Source organism: Devosia sp. Z6_126 (assembly GCF_058133495.1).
The window spans coordinates 1,125,677-1,146,348 of sequence record NZ_JBYUNO010000001.1; the positions used below are offsets into that span (position 1 = coordinate 1,125,677).

The 20,672-nt window shown below is 59.9% G+C and carries 17 protein-coding genes; 4 read left to right on the plus strand and 13 right to left on the minus strand.

The window, feature by feature from the left end; all coding sequences use genetic code 11:
• Window positions 1–241: 241 nt before the first annotated feature.
• The 4 genes from AC3YOG_RS05490 to AC3YOG_RS05505 all read right to left on the minus strand — a co-directional run bounded on the left by AC3YOG_RS05490 (window position 242) and on the right by AC3YOG_RS05505 (window position 4,524).
• Window positions 242–2,182, minus strand: a complete 1,941-nt coding sequence (locus tag AC3YOG_RS05490) for a DUF3732 domain-containing protein (RefSeq protein ID WP_489934370.1) — start codon at window positions 2,180–2,182, stop codon at window positions 242–244.
• Window positions 2,179–2,691 (minus strand): three component ABC system middle component, encoded by a 513-nt coding sequence (locus tag AC3YOG_RS05495; protein ID WP_489934371.1) that lies wholly within the window; start codon window positions 2,689–2,691, stop codon window positions 2,179–2,181. Before AC3YOG_RS05495 ends, AC3YOG_RS05490 begins: the two co-directional genes overlap by 4 nt.
• Complete coding sequence (locus tag AC3YOG_RS05500) at window positions 2,692–3,900, minus strand: ABC-three component system protein (protein ID WP_489934372.1); 1,209 nt, start codon at window positions 3,898–3,900, stop codon at window positions 2,692–2,694.
• A gap of 243 nt (window positions 3,901–4,143) precedes the next feature.
• Complete coding sequence (locus tag AC3YOG_RS05505; protein ID WP_489934373.1) at window positions 4,144–4,524, minus strand: hypothetical protein; 381 nt, start codon at window positions 4,522–4,524, stop codon at window positions 4,144–4,146.
• A 615-nt stretch (window positions 4,525–5,139) separates the two neighbouring features.
• Here AC3YOG_RS05505 and AC3YOG_RS05510 point away from each other — a divergent pair.
• A complete protein-coding gene (locus AC3YOG_RS05510) occupies window positions 5,140–6,747 on the plus strand; it encodes a carboxylesterase/lipase family protein (protein ID WP_489934374.1) in 1,608 nt (535 codons plus the stop codon).
• Window positions 6,748–6,852: 105 nt separating this feature from the next.
• On the opposite strand, the gene AC3YOG_RS05515 is transcribed toward AC3YOG_RS05510, so the two are convergent.
• From AC3YOG_RS05515 to AC3YOG_RS05540, 6 genes are all read right to left on the minus strand, one after another.
• Window positions 6,853–8,139 carry a LysR family transcriptional regulator gene (locus tag AC3YOG_RS05515; RefSeq protein ID WP_489934375.1) on the minus strand — a complete coding sequence of 429 codons (1,287 nt, stop codon included), beginning with the start codon at window positions 8,137–8,139 and terminating at the stop codon, window positions 6,853–6,855.
• Between the two features lie 63 nt (window positions 8,140–8,202).
• Window positions 8,203–8,892, minus strand: coding sequence for a FadR/GntR family transcriptional regulator (locus AC3YOG_RS05520; RefSeq protein ID WP_489934376.1), 690 nt, complete (start codon window positions 8,890–8,892; stop codon window positions 8,203–8,205).
• Window positions 8,889–10,451, minus strand: coding sequence for a carboxylesterase/lipase family protein (locus AC3YOG_RS05525; RefSeq protein WP_489934377.1), 1,563 nt, complete (start codon window positions 10,449–10,451; stop codon window positions 8,889–8,891). The genes AC3YOG_RS05520 and AC3YOG_RS05525 overlap by 4 nt, the downstream gene beginning before the upstream one ends.
• Window positions 10,444–11,976, minus strand: coding sequence for a tripartite tricarboxylate transporter permease (locus AC3YOG_RS05530; protein WP_172122035.1), 1,533 nt, complete (start codon window positions 11,974–11,976; stop codon window positions 10,444–10,446). The genes AC3YOG_RS05525 and AC3YOG_RS05530 overlap by 8 nt, the downstream gene beginning before the upstream one ends.
• A 14-nt stretch (window positions 11,977–11,990) precedes the next feature.
• Complete coding sequence (locus tag AC3YOG_RS05535) at window positions 11,991–12,509, minus strand: hypothetical protein (protein ID WP_489934378.1); 519 nt, start codon at window positions 12,507–12,509, stop codon at window positions 11,991–11,993.
• 14 nt (window positions 12,510–12,523) lie between these two features.
• A complete protein-coding gene (locus AC3YOG_RS05540) occupies window positions 12,524–13,537 on the minus strand; it encodes a Bug family tripartite tricarboxylate transporter substrate binding protein (RefSeq protein ID WP_489934379.1) in 1,014 nt (337 codons plus the stop codon).
• A gap of 146 nt (window positions 13,538–13,683) precedes the next feature.
• Here AC3YOG_RS05540 and AC3YOG_RS05545 point away from each other — a divergent pair, with 146 nt between their 5' ends.
• Both AC3YOG_RS05545 and AC3YOG_RS05550 read left to right on the plus strand, forming a co-directional pair.
• The gene (locus AC3YOG_RS05545) at window positions 13,684–14,592 is read left to right on the plus strand and encodes an alpha/beta hydrolase (RefSeq protein ID WP_489934380.1); all 909 of its coding nucleotides are present in this window, start codon (window positions 13,684–13,686) and stop codon (window positions 14,590–14,592) included.
• Between the two features lie 11 nt (window positions 14,593–14,603).
• A complete protein-coding gene (locus AC3YOG_RS05550) occupies window positions 14,604–15,338 on the plus strand; it encodes a TSUP family transporter (RefSeq protein ID WP_489934381.1) in 735 nt (244 codons plus the stop codon).
• 135 nt (window positions 15,339–15,473) lie between these two features.
• Here AC3YOG_RS05550 and AC3YOG_RS05555 read toward each other — a convergent pair whose 3' ends face one another.
• The 3 genes from AC3YOG_RS05555 to AC3YOG_RS05565 form a co-directional block, all read right to left on the minus strand.
• Entirely contained in the window at window positions 15,474–16,019 is a 546-nt protein-coding gene (locus AC3YOG_RS05555) for a hypothetical protein (RefSeq protein ID WP_489934382.1), read from the minus strand.
• Between the two features lie 97 nt (window positions 16,020–16,116).
• Window positions 16,117–16,422, minus strand: coding sequence for a hypothetical protein (locus tag AC3YOG_RS05560; protein ID WP_489934383.1), 306 nt, complete (start codon window positions 16,420–16,422; stop codon window positions 16,117–16,119).
• Window positions 16,423–16,758: 336 nt separating this feature from the next.
• On the minus strand, window positions 16,759–18,144 hold the full coding sequence (locus tag AC3YOG_RS05565) for a neutral/alkaline non-lysosomal ceramidase N-terminal domain-containing protein (protein ID WP_489934384.1): 1,386 nt from the start codon (window positions 18,142–18,144) through the stop codon (window positions 16,759–16,761).
• 386 nt (window positions 18,145–18,530) lie between these two features.
• Between AC3YOG_RS05565 and AC3YOG_RS05570 the strand changes: the two genes are divergently transcribed.
• Window positions 18,531–20,303 (plus strand): alpha/beta hydrolase domain-containing protein, encoded by a 1,773-nt coding sequence (locus tag AC3YOG_RS05570; RefSeq protein WP_489934385.1) that lies wholly within the window; start codon window positions 18,531–18,533, stop codon window positions 20,301–20,303.
• Window positions 20,304–20,672 lie beyond the last annotated feature (369 nt).

Consider the following 20,672-nt stretch of genomic DNA (forward strand, 5'->3'; position numbering starts at 1 on the left):
GACATGGGTGTCCGGCCTATTGAGACGCCAGACTGGGGTGGTAGGCTCTATTCGATTGCCCATGCGGGCCTTGCGCACAACCAGACAACCGGCCGATTTCGGCAAGTTTGCCGTGCCCAAGGCAAGCTGCCGCTGGCGATGTAGTGACTATCGATGCGGCCCCGTTCACAGCTACCCGTTTGGAGGTGTAGCCGGATCGAAGCGCAGTTGTGTTGTCGTGGCCGGGCTTGGTGCGCCTTCGCTATTCCTGCAGCCACGATACTGGAATTAGCGCTATTCCATCACGCCAACGCTCTGCAATTGCATCGCGGAACCAGTCGTCAAGCAACTCTACGTGGTCGGACACGATTATCTGCATGTTCGGCGTTTCGTTCGTGAAGCGATGCAAAAGCATGAACAGCTTGCGCACGGCCTCCTGATCATCGTCGCCAAGCCCCTCAATGAGACCGTTCTGATCTCGGTCGGGCGGATAGTGTGCCTGAGAGGGTTGATCCAACATCAAGAACCCAGGCAGCGGCCGGTTCCGTCTGCGAAACAGCTTGTGAAGGCTGAGGTGCGCTGCGACGTGATAGCCCACCCAGTTCTCACCGCTGCCCATCTGCGCGAGGGACAACGGCCCGTCGTCGGTGTCCGCGATAACGGATAGATTCTTCAGGTCTAGGCGAAGGGGGTGGTCGCCATGCTCAAGACCCAGGTCCATCGCAAACGCGGTGAGGTCACGTCCGACCAGATTGAGCGCCGTGGTCAGTCGCTCCTCGGCCGCGTTAACATCCAGCGCCTGCTGTAGTGCTTCCATTTCAGCGCGCAGCGCCTGTATCTGGCTCGGAAGCTGACTGGTGGGCGCAACGTAGCTAGCGTTCTGCAAGTAGTAGTCGATACGCCCCGCTACACGCGCCTGCTCGACAAACTGGTTCTGTGCAGCACGGAGGCGCTCGTTCTCCTGAATACGCTGGGCAATGTTCGCCTGGACACCGCGAAGCTGCTCCGACACGGCTGCCCGGCGTGCCTCAAGGGACGCCAGGCGCTCCTGTAGCCGCGGCGCATCCCGGCGCACCGTTTGAAGCTGATTCTGGATACCAGCGAGGGAGGCCTGTATCGCAGAAACCGACGGCACGGGCACTTGAAGACGGCTTTCACAAACCGGACAAACATCGTTCGCGCTGTGAGCATCGTGCGCAATGAGCCCGATCGAGGCCAGTCTTGCTTCCTGCTCCTTGGCCTCGGTCTCGAATGCCGACGCCTCTTTGTTCAGACGCTCGATGTCACCGATCTCATCGCGTACATCCTGAAGCTCCGTAATATAACCGCGCCGGCGCTCATCAAGCGCGGGGAGATCCGCAGTGGAGCTTCCCGTGCTTTCAAAATCCATGCCGGTTGGGCGGCTTGCGGTGCGGAGCAGCGCGACAGCGGCATTGGTGTCTTGCGGCGTCGCGTTGGTAGGGAGCAGCCGGCTGCTGCGCGCCTCATCAACAAGCGCAAGCGCGGCGGACGAAGTTTGCCGCGACAGCGACTCGAACTCAGCATAATCACGCTCAAGCCGACGCAGACGCGTACGGACATCCTGGTATCTCCTGACCGTGAGAAAGTGGTCTTCATCGACGGCGCCCATGAAATAGGGCAGCGAGTCCCTGATCGCCGCCGGGAAGAACTGCTCGCCCTGACGGTGGAACAGGAAGCGGCGGTTTGCGATTTCGTCCTGGTTCTGCAGACAGAATAAGATCGCGTGCCGAGCCGAGGCCTCAAGGGGGTTTCGCGTGGATGTAGTTTCTGGAATGTTGATATTCTCGGCAATCCCTAAGATGGACGAGAGCTGGGATCGAAGTCCCTCCTCGGTGATGTTCTTTTCGAACCCCGCATCGGTCACTGGCGCGGCATTCACACCGCGCTTGAAGAAAACTTCGTCACTCTTCTTGCCTGCGGGTCCAGGGTTCTTCCGGGCAATAAGGATGCCCTCCCCATCATAGTCGAACAGGACGGCGAACCACGACGCCGTTCGGCGTATTGCGCCTTCGGCAATCGTGCATTCATCCCGCCCCCAGCAATAGTCGACGATATCCAGCAGCGCGGATTTGCCGGTCTTTGACTTGCCAGTCACGATGTTCAGCGCACTGAGCTTCAACGCCACATCGCGGCGCTCACCTTGCGGCGAGTAGACAGAGATCGTTCGAATTTGCAGACTCATGGCAGCACCCCGAAGCCTTGAAGCACCGAAGGCGCATCCCCTTGGGCACCGAACCAGCGCCCGAGCAGCGTCGCTGCGCTCCGCGCCTGGTCGGTGTCCTCGGTGTTGATGACAGCCTTGGCGGTTGACGAGAGTTTAGACGCCCCCGGAACCAGCCCCCCGTCTCTGACGGCGAGACGGCTTTGCCGGATCGAAAAGATCAAGGCTTCGCGCACCGCAGGCCGAAGTCGGTCCACCCGCAAGGGGAGTTCAGCGACGAGGTTGTCGTGCGTCGCAATCCATCCAGCGAACGCGGTGCTCGCCATCTTGGGCAACTGGTCGCGCGATCCTTTGTGCAAGGCAAGAGGAAGCACCAGAAAGGCCAGCGCCACGCTCATCGACTGCTCGGTCTTCTTGCAATACTCGGCCACGCTCCGGCAGAGAAGCTCGCCGCAAAAAGCCGGGTTGAAGTTATTAGCCTCTTCGGATGGCCGCTCGGACCAGACAAGGCTCCAATGCGATGAAGACATCTATGCGACCTCTAGCCGTTTGGCGAAGATCGTGGCGTAATCGCGGTGCCAGCCCACGCGCAGTTGGTCTGCAAGGATGTGGTACGACCCAACACTGAGGAACCGATTGGTGAGCGTTCGAAACGGAAAGCGAGCCTCGTTCTCAACCCAAGAATACAAGCCGAGGCCGGCTGTCCTAAGTTCCGAATCGCCGCAGCCTGCTGCCAGCCCGTCGCACATCTGTTCGAAACGCGGCTGCCATTCCTCAACCAGAGTTCTCTCAAAACGGCTGACTTCGTCATCCAAGACGAGGCTCTCCCGCACCCAGTGGGAACGCTGCGCGAACGCGCGGTAGTAGTCACGCTTTGCGAGCTCCACACGACCCCGTCCCAACCCAACACCCCGAAGTTGCTGGACAAAGCGGAAGTCTTCAAGCTTGCTGAGTTCTGCAGCGCTGACGTCGGCCTCATCCATCGTCAATGGCAAGGAGTCGCGCTTCAGACTCTCCCGGATTTCATCGAGCTTCTGCTCAAGGGAGGTGACGGCTATAGTGCCTGCAGAAGTGGATTGGAGGATCGCGCAGACGCGCGGCCACCACCAGCCTTCAAGTTGCTCCCGGGCGAGGGCAGCTTTACCGCGTGGCGCGATCAGCGCGATTTGGCTCTCAATGAGGGGCTCAAGATCCGCGATGAGCGGCGCGCCGTCGAGTATTTGTATGGCGGAGAGCAGTTCCTTCTGAAGGGTGACCGGCAGGGCCGTGAACGCTTCAATGGATTTCGCAATCGCAGTGTTTTTTGAGGCAGCCGCTGCGGCGCTTAGAAGCGCGTGTGCCTGGTCTATGTCGCGAGGACCCTCACCAATCTTAGCCGGACGGAGCAGATTGGCTGCCGTGTCTTCAGCCACGGAAGACGTGGTCACCAGCGCAAAACGCGTCCTTCCGGGGAGTGAAGGGTCCTTTTTCGTCTTTGAGGCCCAGATGCCAAAGGTCTTCCAAAGGTCGACCGATCCATCCGTCATATTCGCGGCTTGGTTGAGGTGGTGCTTCGTCTGAAGCAAGTCGATGGCGGCCCCGTCCTTTTCGAACGAAACGTCATCGAGTTTCTCGATGGACACCTCTACGCTGGAATCGACGTTGGCGTACTTGAGTGCTTCAGACAACGCCAAGCGCGCCTGATAGAGGTATCCTGCCGCAACGTGTGCGGCGCTATGCTTGTCGGAACTACCGCCCACGCACCTCTCCCGGTACTTCTAGATTTGCTTGTAGTGTTCTCACGGTACGAAAATACTTCAAGAGTGCGCCTTCCGCTGTGGATATCTAGGAACGAGAGGGTACCTGAAATTTGCGTTGTTGCCCCCCGGATCAGTTGCCACTGCTTCGTCGGCCCCGCCTCCCATGGGCTGCGTAAAGATGTGAGTAAGTTCGGCTCAGGTTGCATTTTCCTTACGTGCTTCGCTGTGGACGTAGCCCGAAGTCTACCGGATGCGGCACTCGGAGTGAACGATCTCGACGCCGTCATAGCCGTTTGCAGCCAGCATGCCGGCGACGTCATCTATGGACAGTGTGCACTTCGGACCGATGATTACCCTCGCGATAGCGCGACGATGCTTGTCGTCGCCGTCCCGGTAGCAGCCGAACTGCAACGGCAGGTAACTCACCTCGCCATTGGCCCCGGTGCGGGTTGACGGAGTGATCCACTCATTGACCTCGCCGACATCGGACACCAGTGTGCCGTCTGCCGGATCCGGCGCCTCCTTGGTCTGCAGGATCTCGCATTCATAGGCCCCAGGTGTGATGCTTAAGCGCGGTGATGGCGGTGAATGCGTCCACAGAGGCCTGCGTCTTGAACTGCTCATTCGAGACGCTTCCCTCGGGATCGTGGTAGCCGCTATCTCGAGAATTCCCCGAACGGCTCCGGTGTGTTCTCAGACAGGTAGTTCCGTCATGAACGCCCCCCCGCGGCCTCGGTTATCTGAACTTCCGCGCTTTAAGATAACCTTCATTCGGCAGCTAAGTCGAGTTGACTGCCCATCGGTATCAACGACTTCGAGTCTGCCAATCGCTCGACATCTGTTATCTCTGCACCGGCGCCAAAAGCCGACAGGCTGCTTCCGGCCCAATACTCGCACTTTGCTCCACATTCGATATCCTTACAGCCTGATTGAATAACGCGGTCCCATGATACCGCGTTAGCATTCGGCGTCTGATCATTTTCCAGCAGTGGATCTACTGCCTCCGTACTTGCCGGCCTGAAAATAGGGCAAGTGCCATCCAGTTGACCAGGTGTGCGGTGTGATCGGCAGCGCACGACGGCATCCCGCCGGTGAGGCCCGCGCTAAACCGGCTAACCGGAGGAATGCTGTCTGAAAAGCATGTCAAGGGAGGACTGAATGCATTCGAAGATAAACAAAATGGGCCCCCGGCCCCTGCTGCGCAGCTTGCTCGCGGGAACAGTAATGTTGAGCGGGCTAATGGTGACACTGCCTGGCGCTTTCGCCGCTCCGATCGACGTGGTCGAGGTAGCCGGCGGCAAGGTCCAGGGTGTTCTGACCGACATTGCGGGCGTGCAACTGTTCAAGGGAATTCCGTTTGCGGCCCCTACATCGGGCGCCAATCGCTGGCGCGGCCCACAGCCGGTTGAACCCTGGGAGGGCGTCAAACTCATGGACCGGTGGCCTGACCAGGTGGTGCAGGACATCAACCTTAATCCCGTAGGCCAGTTCTGGGGCGACGAGTTCTACTACGACCGGGCGTTCCTGCCGCCAGCAAGCGAGAACTCCCTCGCGCTAAATCTTTATACGCCGGCCAAGAGCGCGGATGACAAGCTGCCGGTTTATGTCTGGATCCATGGTGGCGGCAACGATCACGGCTATGCTTCGGAGATCGAGTTCTGGGCGTCCAAGCTGGCCGAACAAGGCATCATCGTCGTTCAGGTCCAGTATCGCGTCGGTCCGATAGGATTCCTTGCCTTGGACGAACTGAGCCAAGAGGGTCCGGATGGGGCCTCGGGCAATTATGCACTGCTCGACCTGATCGCTTCCCTGCAATGGGTCAAGGACAACATTGCCAATTTCGGGGGCGATCCCGCCAGCGTGACCATTGGGGGGCAATCCGCCGGAGGGCGTAATACCGTCACCCTGCTGAGAAGCCCGCTGGCAAACGGCCTCTTCCAACGTGCCGTGGTGCAGAGCGGCTTTGGTGGCATCCTGCCACTTGAGTTCAAATCGCTCGAGGATGCTCAAACCGATAACGCTGCCGCCATCGAGGAGATCTTTGGCAAGCCCATGAGTCTGGCCGAGCTTCGGGCCCTGCCGACCGATGACTTCATGCAAAAGAGCGTCGAGGATGACATCCTTTACATGGCGCTCGACAAAAAGGTGGGCGAGTACATCATTGACGGCTATTCGCTGACCACGGAGTCGGTTGATCTGCTGCAGCCCGGAGCCCTGGACGGCATTGACCTGATGATCGGTGGGGCTTCGGACGAGCGGACGTCGCAATGGGGCGGCCCTGACAAGACTATGTCGGACGAAGAATTCGCCAAGACCATGACAGACCTTTATGGCAACGAGGACTGGAAGGAGGTCTACCAGCCTTCAGACCCGCAGGAAGCCTATCGCATGACCCTGCGCGCCAGTGCTGACATGGAGTTCCAGAAGGCCTTGATCTCGGCTGAGTATGTCAAGGCCAACAACCAAGACAGCAATGTCTACGCCTTCTACTTTAACCACAGCCCTCCGGGCCGGAACTCGGAGTTCTACGGTGCCTACCACTCGTCCGATCTGTGGTACTTCTTCAACTCCATGCGCGACTGGCATGGCCAGCGCCATTGGACCGACGCGGACAGGCGGATGGGCGAAACGATCTCCACCTATCTGGCCAACTTCGTAAAAACGGGCAACCCAAATGGCGAAGGTCTGCCCGAATGGGTGCAGCCCGACGGGGCGCCGAATTTCACGCGCTTCAATGCCGGCTACGCCTATTCGGTGACCGAAACGCCTTATCCCTCTCGCGACGAGGTAAACCGCATGCGCGTCTTTGAGCTGAGCGGCATCGAGCAGTCTGCCCTGACGAACTAAAGAAAGATGCGGTCGCGCGCCCAGCGTGGCCGCACCCCCAATTGCTTCGGGCGGCGAGCGGCCCGCGTGATCCCCGCTAGAACCTGCCGCGAAACCCTGACGTTGTTACGCTGCTGAGGCATCGCCAGCCGAACGTCCCGGCAACGACAGGGTTGCCGCCACTGCCCTGAGATGATCGAGAAAACGGGCGTGATGAGGCGGTGCGAAGAATGCCTCTCGCCGGTAGATGACCACCTCGCGTGGAGGGATAGGCAAGGAAAACGGCAGGGCAACGAAGTCGGTGCCGTCTCCACCAGCTTGCATTTCGTGCTCCGAGACGATCATCAACCGATCACTCGAGCGCAGCATGGCAAAAGAGAGCGCGGCCGAGCGGGTTTCGACCGAAATTCCGTTAGGAAGACCGGTATCCTTGAAAACCTCGTCGCAGGCGAGCCGCAGCGGCGTTTGAGGAAGTGGCAGAATCCACTCAAACCTGGCCAAGTCCTCGACCAAAACGCGACGGGCAGTGGCGAGTGGATGGCTGCGGCGGCACGCTACGGCAAAGCGGGTTTGAAAGAGGTTTTCTGCTTCCAGGCCCCGCGTATCCACGCGAGCTTTCCTGGTGCAGATTAGATAGTCCAACTCTCCCGCCCGCAACTTGGCTGCCATCACGGGGAAGGTGTCGTCGATAACTCTCAGCACCAACGAGCTCTCTTTGGCAGGGGAGTTCGAGATTGCCAAAGGGATCAAGACCAAGCGCGCAAAACCGAGGCAGCCTATGGCAATGGTCGGGCGCGCCGTCTCGACATAAGCCGCAAGATCATCCATCGCATAGTCCAGCTCCCGGAGAGCCTGACTAAGCCCCTCGGCCAAGACCTGGCCGACAGGATTGAGGAAAATCTGGTTGTCTCTGCGCTCGAATAGAACGCAACCGAACAGTCTTTCGGTATCCCGCAGCCTCGTCAGAATGGCGCTGGCGGATACCCCTAACGCGGTTGCCACTAAACGCGCCTGGGTGAGCCTGGCGATCCCGACAACGGCAAGCATGTGCTGCCAGGTTAATGCTCCAGTGAGGCGAACGCATTCATGCTCCTTGCTCAATTGCGCCTGCATCAGGGTTGCCGCGACCGCCGCTTCAAACAACCTGAAGAACGCCGACAGTCGTCGGCTCACCAGTTCGCCCGCCGGGGTCACTCGGCTTCCACTGGAGCCCCTCTGCAATAGCGGGGTACCAAACATCTGCTCGACCCGGTTGACCGCATAAACGACGCTCGACTGCGACATGTGGACGGCTTCGCTGGCCTGATTGAGACTTTCCAGCCTTGCCGCCGCATCGAACGCCCGCAGATGCCGTATGTTGATGTCCGGGCCTCGGCCCGTCGATCTGAAGCAGGTGCTCAATCTGGCGGTCATCGAAAATCCCCTCTCGGTCTCTCCCCTGCGACCGGTCGGGCTTGGCCCGAAACGGACCAGAGTTTACGTCTCTAGAATTTGCCCAAGCATTCCACGTTGGACCCGTTGCAGATGGCCAAGCATGAATTGCTCGGCCGCTTCGGGTTCCTGCTGCTCAATCGCGTCGACGATCCGCCGGTGTTCTTCAAGACTGGGGTTGGACGGCGATGGGGGCTGCTTGTCCTTGAGCCGTCCCCAGAAGGCCACGTGACGGACATTGTGCAGGGTTTCGAGGAAATGGGTGAGAGGCACATTGCGCGTGGCTTGGGCGATAACGATGTGCAACTTGCCGTCCCAGAAGGCATATTCCTGGAAGGTCTTGGCGGCCTCGGTTCGCTTGAGGCATCGATGCATCTCGTTGATCTGGGAAGAGGATGCATTGAGCGCGGCGAGGCGCGCCGCGCTCGGCTCCATGATGAGCCGTGCGGTCATCACATCGGTCGGGCTGGTGCGCGCCGCCAATGCGGAAGTACTTTCCCCGGCGTCCTCGGGGCGCGCGCCAACAAAGGTGCCTTTACCCACATGGCGCCAGATATAGCCCTCCGCTTCCAGCTCGCCGAGCGCCTGGCGCAGCGCACCCCGCGAGATGCCCAGTTGCTCGGCAAGTTCCCGCTCAGGCGGCACACGGCTGTTCAACGGCCACTGCCCGCTCGAGAGCCACTCCTTCATCTGCTGCGTCGCGGCGATCCGATTGCTCACTATGGTGACCGTCAAGCTGCTCCTGCAACCATGCGCTCGTCATGGTCCGGATTGGTTTCAAAGCGCGAAGGCGCATCAAGGATCATGGTTTGTGCCCCATCCGGTGTTACGCAGGGCCAGGCCGGCAATCCGGGATGTTCAGGATTGCCATGCCGGGCAAAAGCGATCCAGGCGTCGGCCACGATTTCACCCAGCCTGACGGCCTCTTGGCCCCCCCCCGTGCCGTGGCTGCAGCGCTCGACATTGTTGAACACAAACGGCAATTCGGCATTATGGTAGGCTCTGGGGCGTCCGTCCAGCAGCGGCGTTTGCCAGCAAAACCAATATAGCCAAGCGGGGGCTGCGCCAAGAGCTGCCTTGCTCTGCGCGTGCTCAACGGCGCATTGCCGGATGGTCGCCGAATAAGCGCGCGACATGATGTCGAAGGGCCGATCGGCGGGATAGCGGTCCCGGAATGTGGTGAGTACCGCTGCGGCCGAAGACCCGAACGAGAGGGCGAAGTCGGCTGCCACTTGCTCGAAACTGAGCTGTTCCAAATCAGGCTGGCCGATGGCGTGCGTAAACTCGTTAAGCGTGGTTCCCACCAGCAACGGCACCGAGGCGCTGATGGCAGGGGCCTCCGGCCAGCCGCCATGGCGCGGAAGGACATTTCCGTCAACCACCGGCTCCCAGCGAATCCGTCGATTGCGACGGGCCGGATTGGACGGCGGCGAGAGCCTCGCGACTGCAGCGAGTTCAGCGCGACTCAATTGAGCATAGGGCACTTCCTGCAATTGGCTTGCACCGGCTTGGGGCATGCCGAGTTCGTCCAGCACGGCCGCGGTCAGCGAGAGCGATGTCTCGACATCCATTTGGCGCAGGGCGCAATTGCTTTGGACGATGGCGCGGTGGAACAGCCCCTCGGCCGCAGGCATCGCCATCAGTGTCGTGACCTTGCCGCCACCGCCCGATTGCCCAAAAATGGTGACGCAGTCGGGATTGCCGCCGAAAGCCGCAATGTTGTCGCGCACCCATTGCAGCGCCAGCACGATGTCCAGCATTCCGACATTGGCTGAAGAGGCGAACTCGTCTCCAAAGCCACTGAGGTTCAGGTGCCCGAGGACATTGAGCCGGTGATTGAGCGAAACCACCACGACATCGCCGCGGCGTGCAAGATTGCTGCCCTCATACGCCGCAAGGTCGTGGCCGGAGCCCAAGGAATAGTGCCCCCCATGCAACCAGACAAGCACAGGCCGGCGGGCAGTATCGAGCCCCGGGGTCCAAATGTTGAGACGCAGACAGTCTTCGGATTGGGTGCCAGCCTGCAGCCCATTGAGCAAAGCATCTTCCATGAAGGCGCGATCGTCGGGCGAGCTTGGCCGTCGCGGCGCCTGGGGTGCGATATCGCCATGGCAGTAAGCCAGCCGCACCCCGGTCCACGGTGCGGCCGGGCGAGGAGGCATGAAACGCCCCCGCCCAGAAGTGTCCGCTCCATAGGCAAGGCCCAGAAACGTGTGAACGCCGTGGTTCTCAAACCCCTTCACCTGTCCGGCATTGGTGTGGACCACGGGCGTGTCGGTGCGAAACTTAGTCATCATTGCCTGCCATTGCTGCCTGCGCCAGCACACCATTTTTCCGGCGGGCACGAATAAAGGGGAACACTGCCGAAGCGAGAGCCATGAGCCAGATCACGTTGCCAATTGGCGACGAGAACAGGATCATCGGGTCGCCCTGGCCAACTCGAAGAGAGCGCAGCAGATAGGACTCGAACAGCGGACCCATCAGCACGCCGATCAGCATGGCGGTGACTTCATAATTGGTTTTGCGGGCGATGTAGCCGATTACGCCGAACACAAGCGCCACGCCGATATCGAAGATGTATTCGCGCTCGGAGAACGCGGCGACGGCGATCATCGACAGGATGAGTGGCACCAAAAAGCGCGTAGGTATCCACACCACCCGGCTCATATATCGCGCCAGCGGCACGATCAGGATCAGCATCAGCAGATAGGCCACGAACATCTGCACAAAGACGCCATAGGCGATTTCGGGATTGTCGGTGAACAAACGAGGCCCGAAGATTACCCCATTATAAGCCAGTACGATCATCATCACGGCGCCGGTTGCGCCGCCGGGGATACCCAGGGCCATGACGGGAACCAGCGTGCCGGAGGTCACGCCATTATTGGCGGATTCTGGTGCGATGACCCCGCAAGGGTGTCCCTTGCCGTATTCGTCCGGAGTCTTGGAGAAGAGCTTGGAGTAGTGATAGGCGATGAAGGCCGCAACGGTGGCCCCGGCACCGGGCAGAATGCCGATAATCAGACCAATCAACGAGGTCCAAACGATCTGCCACCAGTATTTCACCGTGAGGCGCAGGCCATCGAAGGTATCGAGCCAGCTCGCGCGACGAGCCGTTGACTGGTCCTTCTTGTGCACGACGGAATCTTCTTCCAGCATCACCAATGCCTCGGAGATGCCGAACAAACCGATCAGGGCGGCAATCAGGGGAACGCCGTCATAAAGCTGGGCGAAGCCAAAGGTCGCACGCGGCGTGCCGAAGATGGGATCGGCCCCTATCGAGCCGATCATCAGGCCCATGAAGCCGGCGATCAAGCCCTTGAGCATGTCGCGCGAGGCAATCGCCGCGATCAGGGTCAGTCCGAGTACCATGAAGGCGATCATCTCGACGCTGCGGATCACGTAGCTGAGCTGGGCCAACAGCGGCAGCGTCGCGATGGTGACTGCGGTGGTGATCAGGCCTGCAAGGACCGAAGAGGAAAAGCACAGCACCAAAGCCTGCTGGGCCTTGCCCTTGCGCGTCATCGGATAGCCGTCGATGGCAGTTGCCGCGGCCCCACCTTCCCCGGGCATGTTGAACAGGATCGCCGGCACGCCGCCCCCCAGTTGGGTGGCGCAGTACAGCGCGATCATGAAAGCCAATGCCGATGTGACGTCCATGCTCAGCGTGAGCGGCAGCAGCATCATCAAGGTGTTCTGCGCGCCAAAACCGGGCAGGATACCGACCACAATGCCGATAAGGGTCGCGGGCAGAATGATCCACCACAGACCCAGGTTCTGCATAAAGAGATCGCCCACGAGAGCGAAAGGGAATTCCATGGCTTTTGCTCTTGTTAGGGCAGGATCGACAACAGGGCGTGTTCAAGCGCACCTTGCGGCAGCCGGCTCCCGGCCAGCCAGATCAGCAGGATGAAAACGAAGCTGGCAGTCGCCAGGGAAATACCCGCCAATTGCCAGATGCTGCGCACACCCATGATCAGCATGCCGGTACAAAGCACCAGGGCCAGGCCAAGCGTAGTGCCGGTGAACGGTAGCAGGGCGGTGAAGACGGTGACTGCCAGCAGCAGGGCCAGCCGGCGCCGGTTGTTCTGGGAGTTCTCGAACAGGTCGCCAAAGCCAAAGCTGATTCTGCCGGCCAGCGCTTGACGAAGCGTCAGCAGCACCTGAAGGGCGCAAAACAGCAGCAGAACCGAGCCAATCAACCAGCCGGTGCTACGTGCTTCCCAGGTCAGCCCCACCGTCGAAATCATGTAGTAGGCCGTCAATCCTGCCGCAAGTGCGGGTATGATCAGGTTCGCGAAGGCGGATTCGTTGTCACCCCGGCCGTCGGCCGGGGCTTGATTTGGGGACATATCCGTCATGGTTGTCAGCTGGCTGCCGTGATCTGAGCCTTGAAGCGCTCCGCGACCTCGGCGATACCCTTGGCGTAGGCCATGCAGCCTTCCTGATCGAGATAACGCATCGCGTCCCAGGGCTGGGTCGTTTTCTTGATGCCTTCCTCGAAGCTGGGCTCGGCGAACACCTTGGCTGCGGTGGTCTTGAGCATCTCGAAGCTCTCGGTATTGGCCTCGATCCAGTCATTGTGCATGGCAAAGGACCGAGTGGTGTAGAAGTCCGGCAGATCCGTGCCCAGGACCTCGTTCACCAGCGGCGCGTTCTCGTTCATGTGCGCGAGCTGGTTCTTGGTCCGATTGAACACCGTAAGAACCCGCAGCGCGCCATTGGCTTCGTTGGGCACGCCCGAGATGCCGCCGCCACCCAGCTCGACTTCGCCATTGACCACTGCCGTCAGCGCCGGGTTTCCGCCGCCGTACGGGATCAGGTTGAACTGCGCCCCGGTTTCTTCGGCCAAGGCAAGCAGCCCGAGGGCACCCGGATGGGCCATCCGCGTCATCGATATGTTGATCGGAGCCTTGCGCGCCTCTTCGATCACGTCTTCAAGGGTCTGGAAGCGGCTGTCGCGGCGGGTGTAAATGCCGCAGTCATCCACGTCTACACCGCAGAAATAAGTGTAGTCCTCAGGGAACTTGTAGCCCGGATTTTGGGTGACATACATGATCATCTCGGGACCCATGTTGCCAAACAGCATGTTGTAGCCGTCATGAGCCCGCTGGTTGATGAACAGCTCGTAGCCGACCTGTCCGCTGGCCGCGGGGTGGTATTCGAACTCGAAGGACTGGTTGTTAAGCATGGGCGACCATGAATTGGCGAAGGCACGCACCATCATGTCGGCATTGCCGCCCTGCCCGGTCGGCACAATGACATTGAACCGGCTTGAGGGATAATTGTCCTGCGCAAAGGCTGGCCGCATGGCGCCAAGCGCGATTGCGCCCCCCATCCCGATCAGCATGTTTCGGCGATTAATCTTGAAGTTGGTCATGAACTCCTCCAGGGGCTTGGCCAGTTATGGGCGGACCAATTTTTATATTGGTGTGCTTGCACCTACAATGAAATCTGCTAATCAGCCTGTCAACAGGCGTTTGGGCTTTGTACCAATCGCACCATTGGTCTATTGGAGTGCAAACCGTGGGCAATATTGAGCAGCAGGATTTCTCTCTGGAGAAGGCCGAGGGCGTCCAGCTTTTCGCCAGGCGAAAAGGTCCCGCCGATGCCAAGGCGGCACGCGGCAATATCGTGCTCGTGCACGGCTCTTCGCAGGCCTCTCTGCCATGCTTTGACCTGATCGTTGGGGGAAGCATGCAGTATTCATTGATGGAAAGCCTTGCGGCGCAAGGCTGGAACGCGTGGACCTTCGACTGTGAAGGCTACGGGAAATCATCCAAGCACCGCGACCGGCTCTTCGACATTGCCGACGGCGCCGATGACTTGGCAGTGGTGATGAAGTTCATCAATGAGATGACTGGGGACACCAATATCCACGTGTATGGCGGGTCGGCCGGCGCCCTGCGGGCGGCCGTCTATGTCGCGCGCGACCCCGCTTTGGTAGGCCGCCTGGCGATGGACGCGGTGGTGTGGACCGGCGAGGGCAGCCCGACCCTCGAACAGCGGCGTAAGCGCCTGCCTGAACTTACCACCTCGCTGCGCCGCCCTATTGATCGGGCAAGCCTCGTTTCGATTTTCAACCGGGACCATCCCGGCAGCGCAGATGAAGTGGTTGTCGAGGCGTTTGCGGACGCAGTTCTTGAACTGGATACTTCCATTCCCAACGGCACCTATATCGATATGTGCACCAAGTTGCCGGTGATGGATCCAGCAACCATCGCGGTGCCGGTGATGATCATGCGTGGCGAGTGGGACGGCATCGCTTCCCAGGACGACGTCCTCGCGTTCTTCACCCGCTTGCCCAACCCCGACAAGCAATTGATCATCCTGCCTGGCGTTGCCCATGCCGCATTGAACGGCAAGAACTACGCACTGGCTACCCACACCCTGCTTTGCTACTTCTCCCGCCCTGACCCGGTTTATCTCGGCTAGGCACCGGCGCGATGCTCGCGCTTGGACTTGCGGCTGTTATAACGCTGACCTCGTTCATGTCCGGCGTGTTCGGCATGGCGGGCGGTATGGTGCTCCTGCTTGTGCTTCTTGCCATGGGGCTCGACGTCGCCACCGCCATGGCCCTGCACGGATTGGCGCAGGCGACCGGCAATCTCTGGCGGGTCGTTACCTGGCGCCGGTTCACACGCTGGCGCATCGTGGGCTACTTCGCCGGGGGCACCCTCGCCGCCGCGGCAATCTTCAGCTTGTTCCGCTTCGAACCCAATCGTGCCGTGGTGCTGATCATGTTGGGGCTGGCACCATTTCTTGTCATGGCGTTGCCCAAGCGCTGGGTGCCCCAGGCCGACCGGCCGGCGGGCGGACTGCTCTGCGGCTTTGCGAGCATGGCAGTGACCCTGGTCGCCGGCGTTGCCGGACCCTTGGTGGATTCGTTCTTTATCCGCACCGGCTTTGACCGCAAAACGATCGTAGCAACCAAGGCCGGCTGCCAGCTCATCGGCAATCTGACCAAAACGGCCTACTTCCTGGCGCTGTCGGGTATGTCGGTCGCGCTGGGTCCGGAACTTCTCGCCGTAGCCCTGATATTTCCCATCCTCGGAACCTTCCTCAGCAAGTTCGTCCTCGAATGGATGAGCGAGGCCCACTTTCAGCGCTACACACGCTTCGTCATTGGCCTAGTCGGCCTGGTCTCGATCGGTAATGGGGTGATGGAAATCTACGCCTGAGCGGCTGCTGTTTGGATTACCTCGGTCAGGCTCGGGCGCTGTTGAGAGCCGGCCGGGGGCCGGCATATCCAGCTCGCCGGGCTTCCACCCAGCCGGTTCACCTATTCAGACGCGCAAGCCCGAAGGATTGGTGCCTTACGCCAGCAAACGCCACCGATGTCTGTCGTGGAGGTCTCCACAATACTGCAGGGCCTCGGCAACTACGCCGCGAAACTTCTCGTCGTTCCAGAGGGCAACCAGCAAGGGCAGGTCGAGGCGACCGGACTGCTGTGATCCCCAATATGTCCAGCCCAGGAACACATCCAGGCGTTCAGCAGGATTTTCCTTGTGCCGAGCACTGGGGATCGAGGGGAAAACATCTCCGTCAGCGGTGCTGATGACCCATTGGGCAAGTTCCCCTACTGAGACTTCGAACACGCATCCGCCGCGCCCTGGGAAACTGAGCTTGGACGAAAGCGGACTGCGTTCCACTCCTCCCTCGAGCAGTGGGGGCCCGCCCACCCACTGGGCACGTTCCAGTACGGTCCGGGCATGCACGACGGCAGCGCCCGACGAGCCTACTGCCGAGAGCACCGCCAAGCGTTCCAGAAACGTGGTTTGTCCGACAACCCCGAGGCTCTTTGACGCCCTGGTGAGTTCTAAATAGTCGTCACTAGCCCGGATGGATAGACGATGAGCCATAGACGAGTTTCCGTGGCGTGTGCCCTTACCAGAGGGTGGGCATCTGAGTTCACAGGCGTGTGCCCCAGGGAAAGGCCCCGGGGCACACGAACCTGTCTTAAGCGACAGCCAAGTCGCTGCCGACCGCGCGCAGGTGATTTTGATAGTCGTTCGTCTGGTAAAGAGCGTCCCGGAAGTTAACGAGCTCAATCCGGTTCGTCCTGATCCATTCTTTCAACCGGGGATCACACAGGGCGGCCACATCCTGAACCCGGCCGATTACGAACTGCTGCGCACGGGGGCGTGGATGGCGCTCCCCCAGCCGGTAGGCATAGTAATCCAGGTATCCCGGGTGCCACGACTGCGTAGTGAACACGTCTTCCGGATAGGCCAGGATGCCAGCGCGATCCTGCGTGTAGAACAATACCGGATCGTAGTTCGCCTCTACCGAGCCGACCGAGTCGGTGAGTAGGTCGATATATGCGGTTGTCCCCGCAGCATTGATGATCTTGCGATCGGCCCAACGTTCGATTGGCTCACGCGCGGGGCTTGGCGTGGAAGAATAGTGGCCGCTTAACTAGGTCTGCTTGCGGGACCCTTCTCTGTCGAGCGTCACTCGATCTCCACGATAGGCGAGCACTAGGCTCCCCAAGCTATCGAATGTGACCCACTTGCTATCGAAGATGGCTGCAGCCTGGGGTTACTTTACTGTCACCCTAGACTTGCCGCGGTGAGAGCGGGTTGCCCCGCTCCCACCACTTCACCGCGTTGAAGAGACAGACGTGATCAGCTCGGCCAGGCCTTCGATGATTGCCGGCTCGGCGCAACCAGGCTTCATTCGGGAGCTCGTGACCTCGAACGTCGTCTTGGGGTAACTCTCGTCATCTGGGATATAGCCGATCGATCCAGCGGTGTGCGTGATCAGGATTGTCTCTTGGGCGGGAGACTGCTCCATGAACCGGTCGCCGATCACCGTATTGACCTCACCGTTCACCCCGGCGAGCGCAATGTCGTTTAGGGTGATGGCCTGCAGCCGCAACTCGATATCTGGAGCATCCTCGTTGGTTACTGCAGCGGTCTTGGGATCCATGATCACCTTGCCGCCCGGGCAGATGGCGGTAGCCACCCCGGCCCCAATAGCAACTTCGGTCGTATCAGCCGCTGTTTTCTCGGAAACCCGGATCACTTCTTCGGCCAGCCGCGCGCTTTGGGCATGCAGCAGGGCCCAGCCACCTGTACCCAGATCGGTGGTGCCCGGTTTGACCCGGCCCTCATTGGACTGGTTGTAAAGGGCCATAAACAGCGGATTCTGGTCGCCCGCGGCGCCCATTGTCCACAAAGCCACCGGCTTGTCGTCGTAGTGGGTCTCCACGAAATTGGAGGTCCAGCCGGCTAGATCGCTGGTAACTTCCGAGCCACCATCCTTGGTGACTGCGGTCAGCATGACCACGCTGTGCACGGCATAGTTCACCAGGAAAGCAATCGGCTCGCCGGTCTCCACAGACTCGAACTTGAGCACATCGACACGCTTGTTGGACGGGCCTTCCGGGTTATAGCCGATCACATAGCGATCATCGATGAACTCGTCCCGGTTCACATTCACATAGGCTTGGCCCGCTCCGTGGCCCATGCGGGCATCCTGCAGATCCGCCTTGGCCTGCACCACCGCCTCAACGGCGCCTGCAAGGATCTTGTCCAGCATTGCCTTGGAAGCGGGGTCGGACGCCTGATCGGCTACCCCCCCGGGCGCGCGCCCTACTGAGGGCATGCTGTGATTATGGGTTGCCACCAGCCAGATACCTTCAGGTGCAATGCCGGTTTTTTCGGCAATCATTGCGGTCAGATCAGCCGCTACGGGCACGCCGCCGACATCCATGGTAACCATGGCAACTTCGGTTTCGCCATTGTTGATCACCATGGCGCGCGCATAAACCGGGTCATGGGTGCCGGTCCAGGGCAACTGGACATTTTCCATTTTGACCGGGTCAAAGAAGCTGCGACCCTGCGCGATGGGATAAAGCTCGTCAGGCGGAGAAATGTCCACCTTGGCCGCGCCGACTTGAAAAGCTCCGTCCGCCGCGAAGGCTGCCACGGGGGCGAGGCCGACCAGGCACGACGACAGCAACAGAATGCGATGTAAGTTCACGCGCTCCTCCTTTAACGAACAATATTGGTGCGCCAGTTTGCTTTTTCTGAGCTGCCATTGATGGCAAGTCAGCTCACTTTCACGCCCCTGCAGCATAAGACCCCGACTAGAGCAGGGGGTATCGAATGTGAGAGTGGGCTAACCAAATGGCGCACCCGGAAGGCTTGCCTCGTTGACTTGTGGGCGCGCTACCATTCCTACTGCTGGTCGTGAGCCGTTCAAATGAGAGAGCAACGAGACCGTCGGAGGAACTTGATAGGGTCCGTTGCCAATCATCAGAACTAAGCGTCATGCAAACAGCCTCGTCGCCGAGCCTGATGCATGTGGGCCCCATTGAGGGCCAAACGGGAGTTGGCCGGATTAGTCCGGACCAAGAGGAGAGATCAATGACTTACGCTTATGGGCTGCCCAAGTGGCGGCAACGGTACCGCTATGCCTTGTTAGCTGCAGCGGCAATTGCATCCTCGGTGGTGGCGAGTTCCGCTATTGCCCAGCAAGCCGGTACTGGCGTTGTCGTGCCGACCGTCGTCGGGCCCATCGCGAGCGAAGGCTTCGACAGTCCTTCGAACGATTACATTTTTTTCTCGACCGATATCGCTCTTGAAAGCCGAGGTTATCGCGAAGAAGAATATTTCGTCAGCGGGGTAGGAAACACCTATGACGCCCCCGATAGAACGCCCGATACCCTCCCCACTGAGAATGCAAGGGTAGTCGAGACGGGCATCCCTTATCACACCCGAATGGTTGTTCGGCGACCCGTTGACCCGGCTGATTTCAATGGCACCGTGGTCGTCGAATGGCTCAACGTCTCGGATGGATTCGACGGCGAGTATTTCTGGGTACAGTCCCATCAACATCTGTTACGTGACGGCTACGTCTATGTAGGCCTGTCGGCGCAGGATAACAGCATCTCGCACGAGGAGCTTGGCCTCAAGAAGTTCAGCGCCGAACGCTATGGCAAACTGGATGTCACGGGCGGCGGCGACGAGTGTTGCCTCGAGAGCCAGACAGCCTACGACATTTTTGCGCAGGTGGGCTCGGCCCTCAAAAACAACGGCGAGATTCTTGGGGGCCTCGACGTCAAGAACCTGATTGGCGTGGGCATGTCACAGTCGGGCCGGCGCATGAGCGTCTATGCCAATTACCTCCATCTTGGCGCTCCGATCTATGACGGCTTTCTGTTCCAAGTCCACAATTCGCCGTTGCGCGACGACCTTAAGGTCCCGGCAATCCGCGTTCTTAGCGAGAGCGAGTACGACGACGTTTTCGAGGAATCTGAAACTGAGCTGCGCAAGTCCTATTGGGTATCCGGCTCGTCGCATGGCGATATCCTGCAACGGGTTGGGCGCAATGGCGTGAGGCTGCGCGACCTCGGCATTGGCTTGACCGGCAATGACGCCTGCGGTCCGACGGGCTCGCTCGGGGAAAGCCTGACCCGCACCCGCACCCCAATCAGCCATGTCATTAACGCGGCCGTTCACCACCTCAAGGCCAATATCGAAAATGGCACTCCGCTCCCGGCTGGGCCAATCCCTACATGGGCACCCGCCGAGCAATGGGTGGAACGCGATGAAAGGGGTAATGCCCTAGGCGGCATCCAGCTTGCCCATATGGCTGTACCCACGGCTCGAGCAGATGGCCTCGAATGCGGGAATATCGGTGTCTGGGAGCCCTTCCCCACCCAAACACTCACCCAACTCTATCCCACGCACGAGGCCTATGTTGAAAAGGTCCGCGCAGCCGTGGAGGCCAATATTGCCGCTGGATTCGTTCTCCCAGAAGATGGCCAGCAGACGATTGCGGAAGCCAGCGCCTCGGTCATCGGAACGGGCCTGGAATGCGGCACGTATTGCCTCGACCGCAGCCACTACCGCCTGGACTTCTCATCCACGGGCAACCTTCGCTTGAGCACCGTTTATTACAACATGGTGGACGGCGAAGAACTTGTGGCAGCGATCGACGCAGCCCACCGCAATGTCGCTGAAGGCGACACTGCGGAGGCGCCGCAGAACGCCCAGTTCCACGCCCTTGCCGTTCATCACCTTCGCGACTACCTCAACCTCCTCAATCAGGCGCGTGAAGATGGGAGGGTGACCGATACTGCCTCCGACGTCCTGTCCATGCAGGCGCATGCGATTATCAAAGGCCTGCAAGGCTAGGCTTGCCGCACCTGCACTCAAGCTGAGAAGGGTGGCCTAGGCTGCCCTTCCTATTTGTGGAGGCGCATCTTCAGATTGCGGAGGGGGAACGTGTTATTGACCGAGACAACTAGCAGGTATTGATCGGCCTTCTTATAGCACTTGATCAAAGACAACGTCGTGGGTGGATATGACAGGTTCTGACCGCCACTCGCTAATAGCAGTCAGTCCGTTGTCGGCCCGAGGCTGTGGGAAAACTCGGCTAGAAAAACACTCGTTAGAATAGAATTCCTGCCAAGCCCAAAGCCTCACCGCGGTCAGCTCCCTTAAGCGGGTTACGCCGAGAAATTGATGGTAAAGGCTATGAAGTGCCAAGCCAGAGCCACACTC

Bases quoted from the DNA above. Each gene is read 5' to 3' on its own strand.
- AC3YOG_RS05555 (WP_489934382.1), bottom strand. From the start codon at position 16,019: ATGGCTCATCGTCTATCCATCCGGGCTAGTGACGACTATTTAGAACTC.
- AC3YOG_RS05530 (WP_172122035.1), bottom strand. From the start codon at position 11,976: ATGGAATTCCCTTTCGCTCTCGTGGGCGATCTCTTTATGCAGAACCTG.
- AC3YOG_RS05535 (WP_489934378.1), bottom strand. From the start codon at position 12,509: ATGTCCCCAAATCAAGCCCCGGCCGACGGCCGGGGTGACAACGAATCC.
- AC3YOG_RS05570 (WP_489934385.1), top strand. From the start codon at position 18,531: ATGACTTACGCTTATGGGCTGCCCAAGTGGCGGCAACGGTACCGCTAT.
- AC3YOG_RS05515 (WP_489934375.1), bottom strand. From the start codon at position 8,139: ATGACCGCCAGATTGAGCACCTGCTTCAGATCGACGGGCCGAGGCCCG.
- AC3YOG_RS05540 (WP_489934379.1), bottom strand. From the start codon at position 13,537: ATGACCAACTTCAAGATTAATCGCCGAAACATGCTGATCGGGATGGGG.
- AC3YOG_RS05505 (WP_489934373.1), bottom strand. From the start codon at position 4,524: ATGAGCAGTTCAAGACGCAGGCCTCTGTGGACGCATTCACCGCCATCA.
- AC3YOG_RS05490 (WP_489934370.1), bottom strand. From the start codon at position 2,182: ATGAGTCTGCAAATTCGAACGATCTCTGTCTACTCGCCGCAAGGTGAG.
- AC3YOG_RS05510 (WP_489934374.1), top strand. From the start codon at position 5,140: ATGGTGACACTGCCTGGCGCTTTCGCCGCTCCGATCGACGTGGTCGAG.
- AC3YOG_RS05550 (WP_489934381.1), top strand. From the start codon at position 14,604: ATGCTCGCGCTTGGACTTGCGGCTGTTATAACGCTGACCTCGTTCATG.
- AC3YOG_RS05525 (WP_489934377.1), bottom strand. From the start codon at position 10,451: ATGACTAAGTTTCGCACCGACACGCCCGTGGTCCACACCAATGCCGGA.
- AC3YOG_RS05495 (WP_489934371.1), bottom strand. From the start codon at position 2,691: ATGTCTTCATCGCATTGGAGCCTTGTCTGGTCCGAGCGGCCATCCGAA.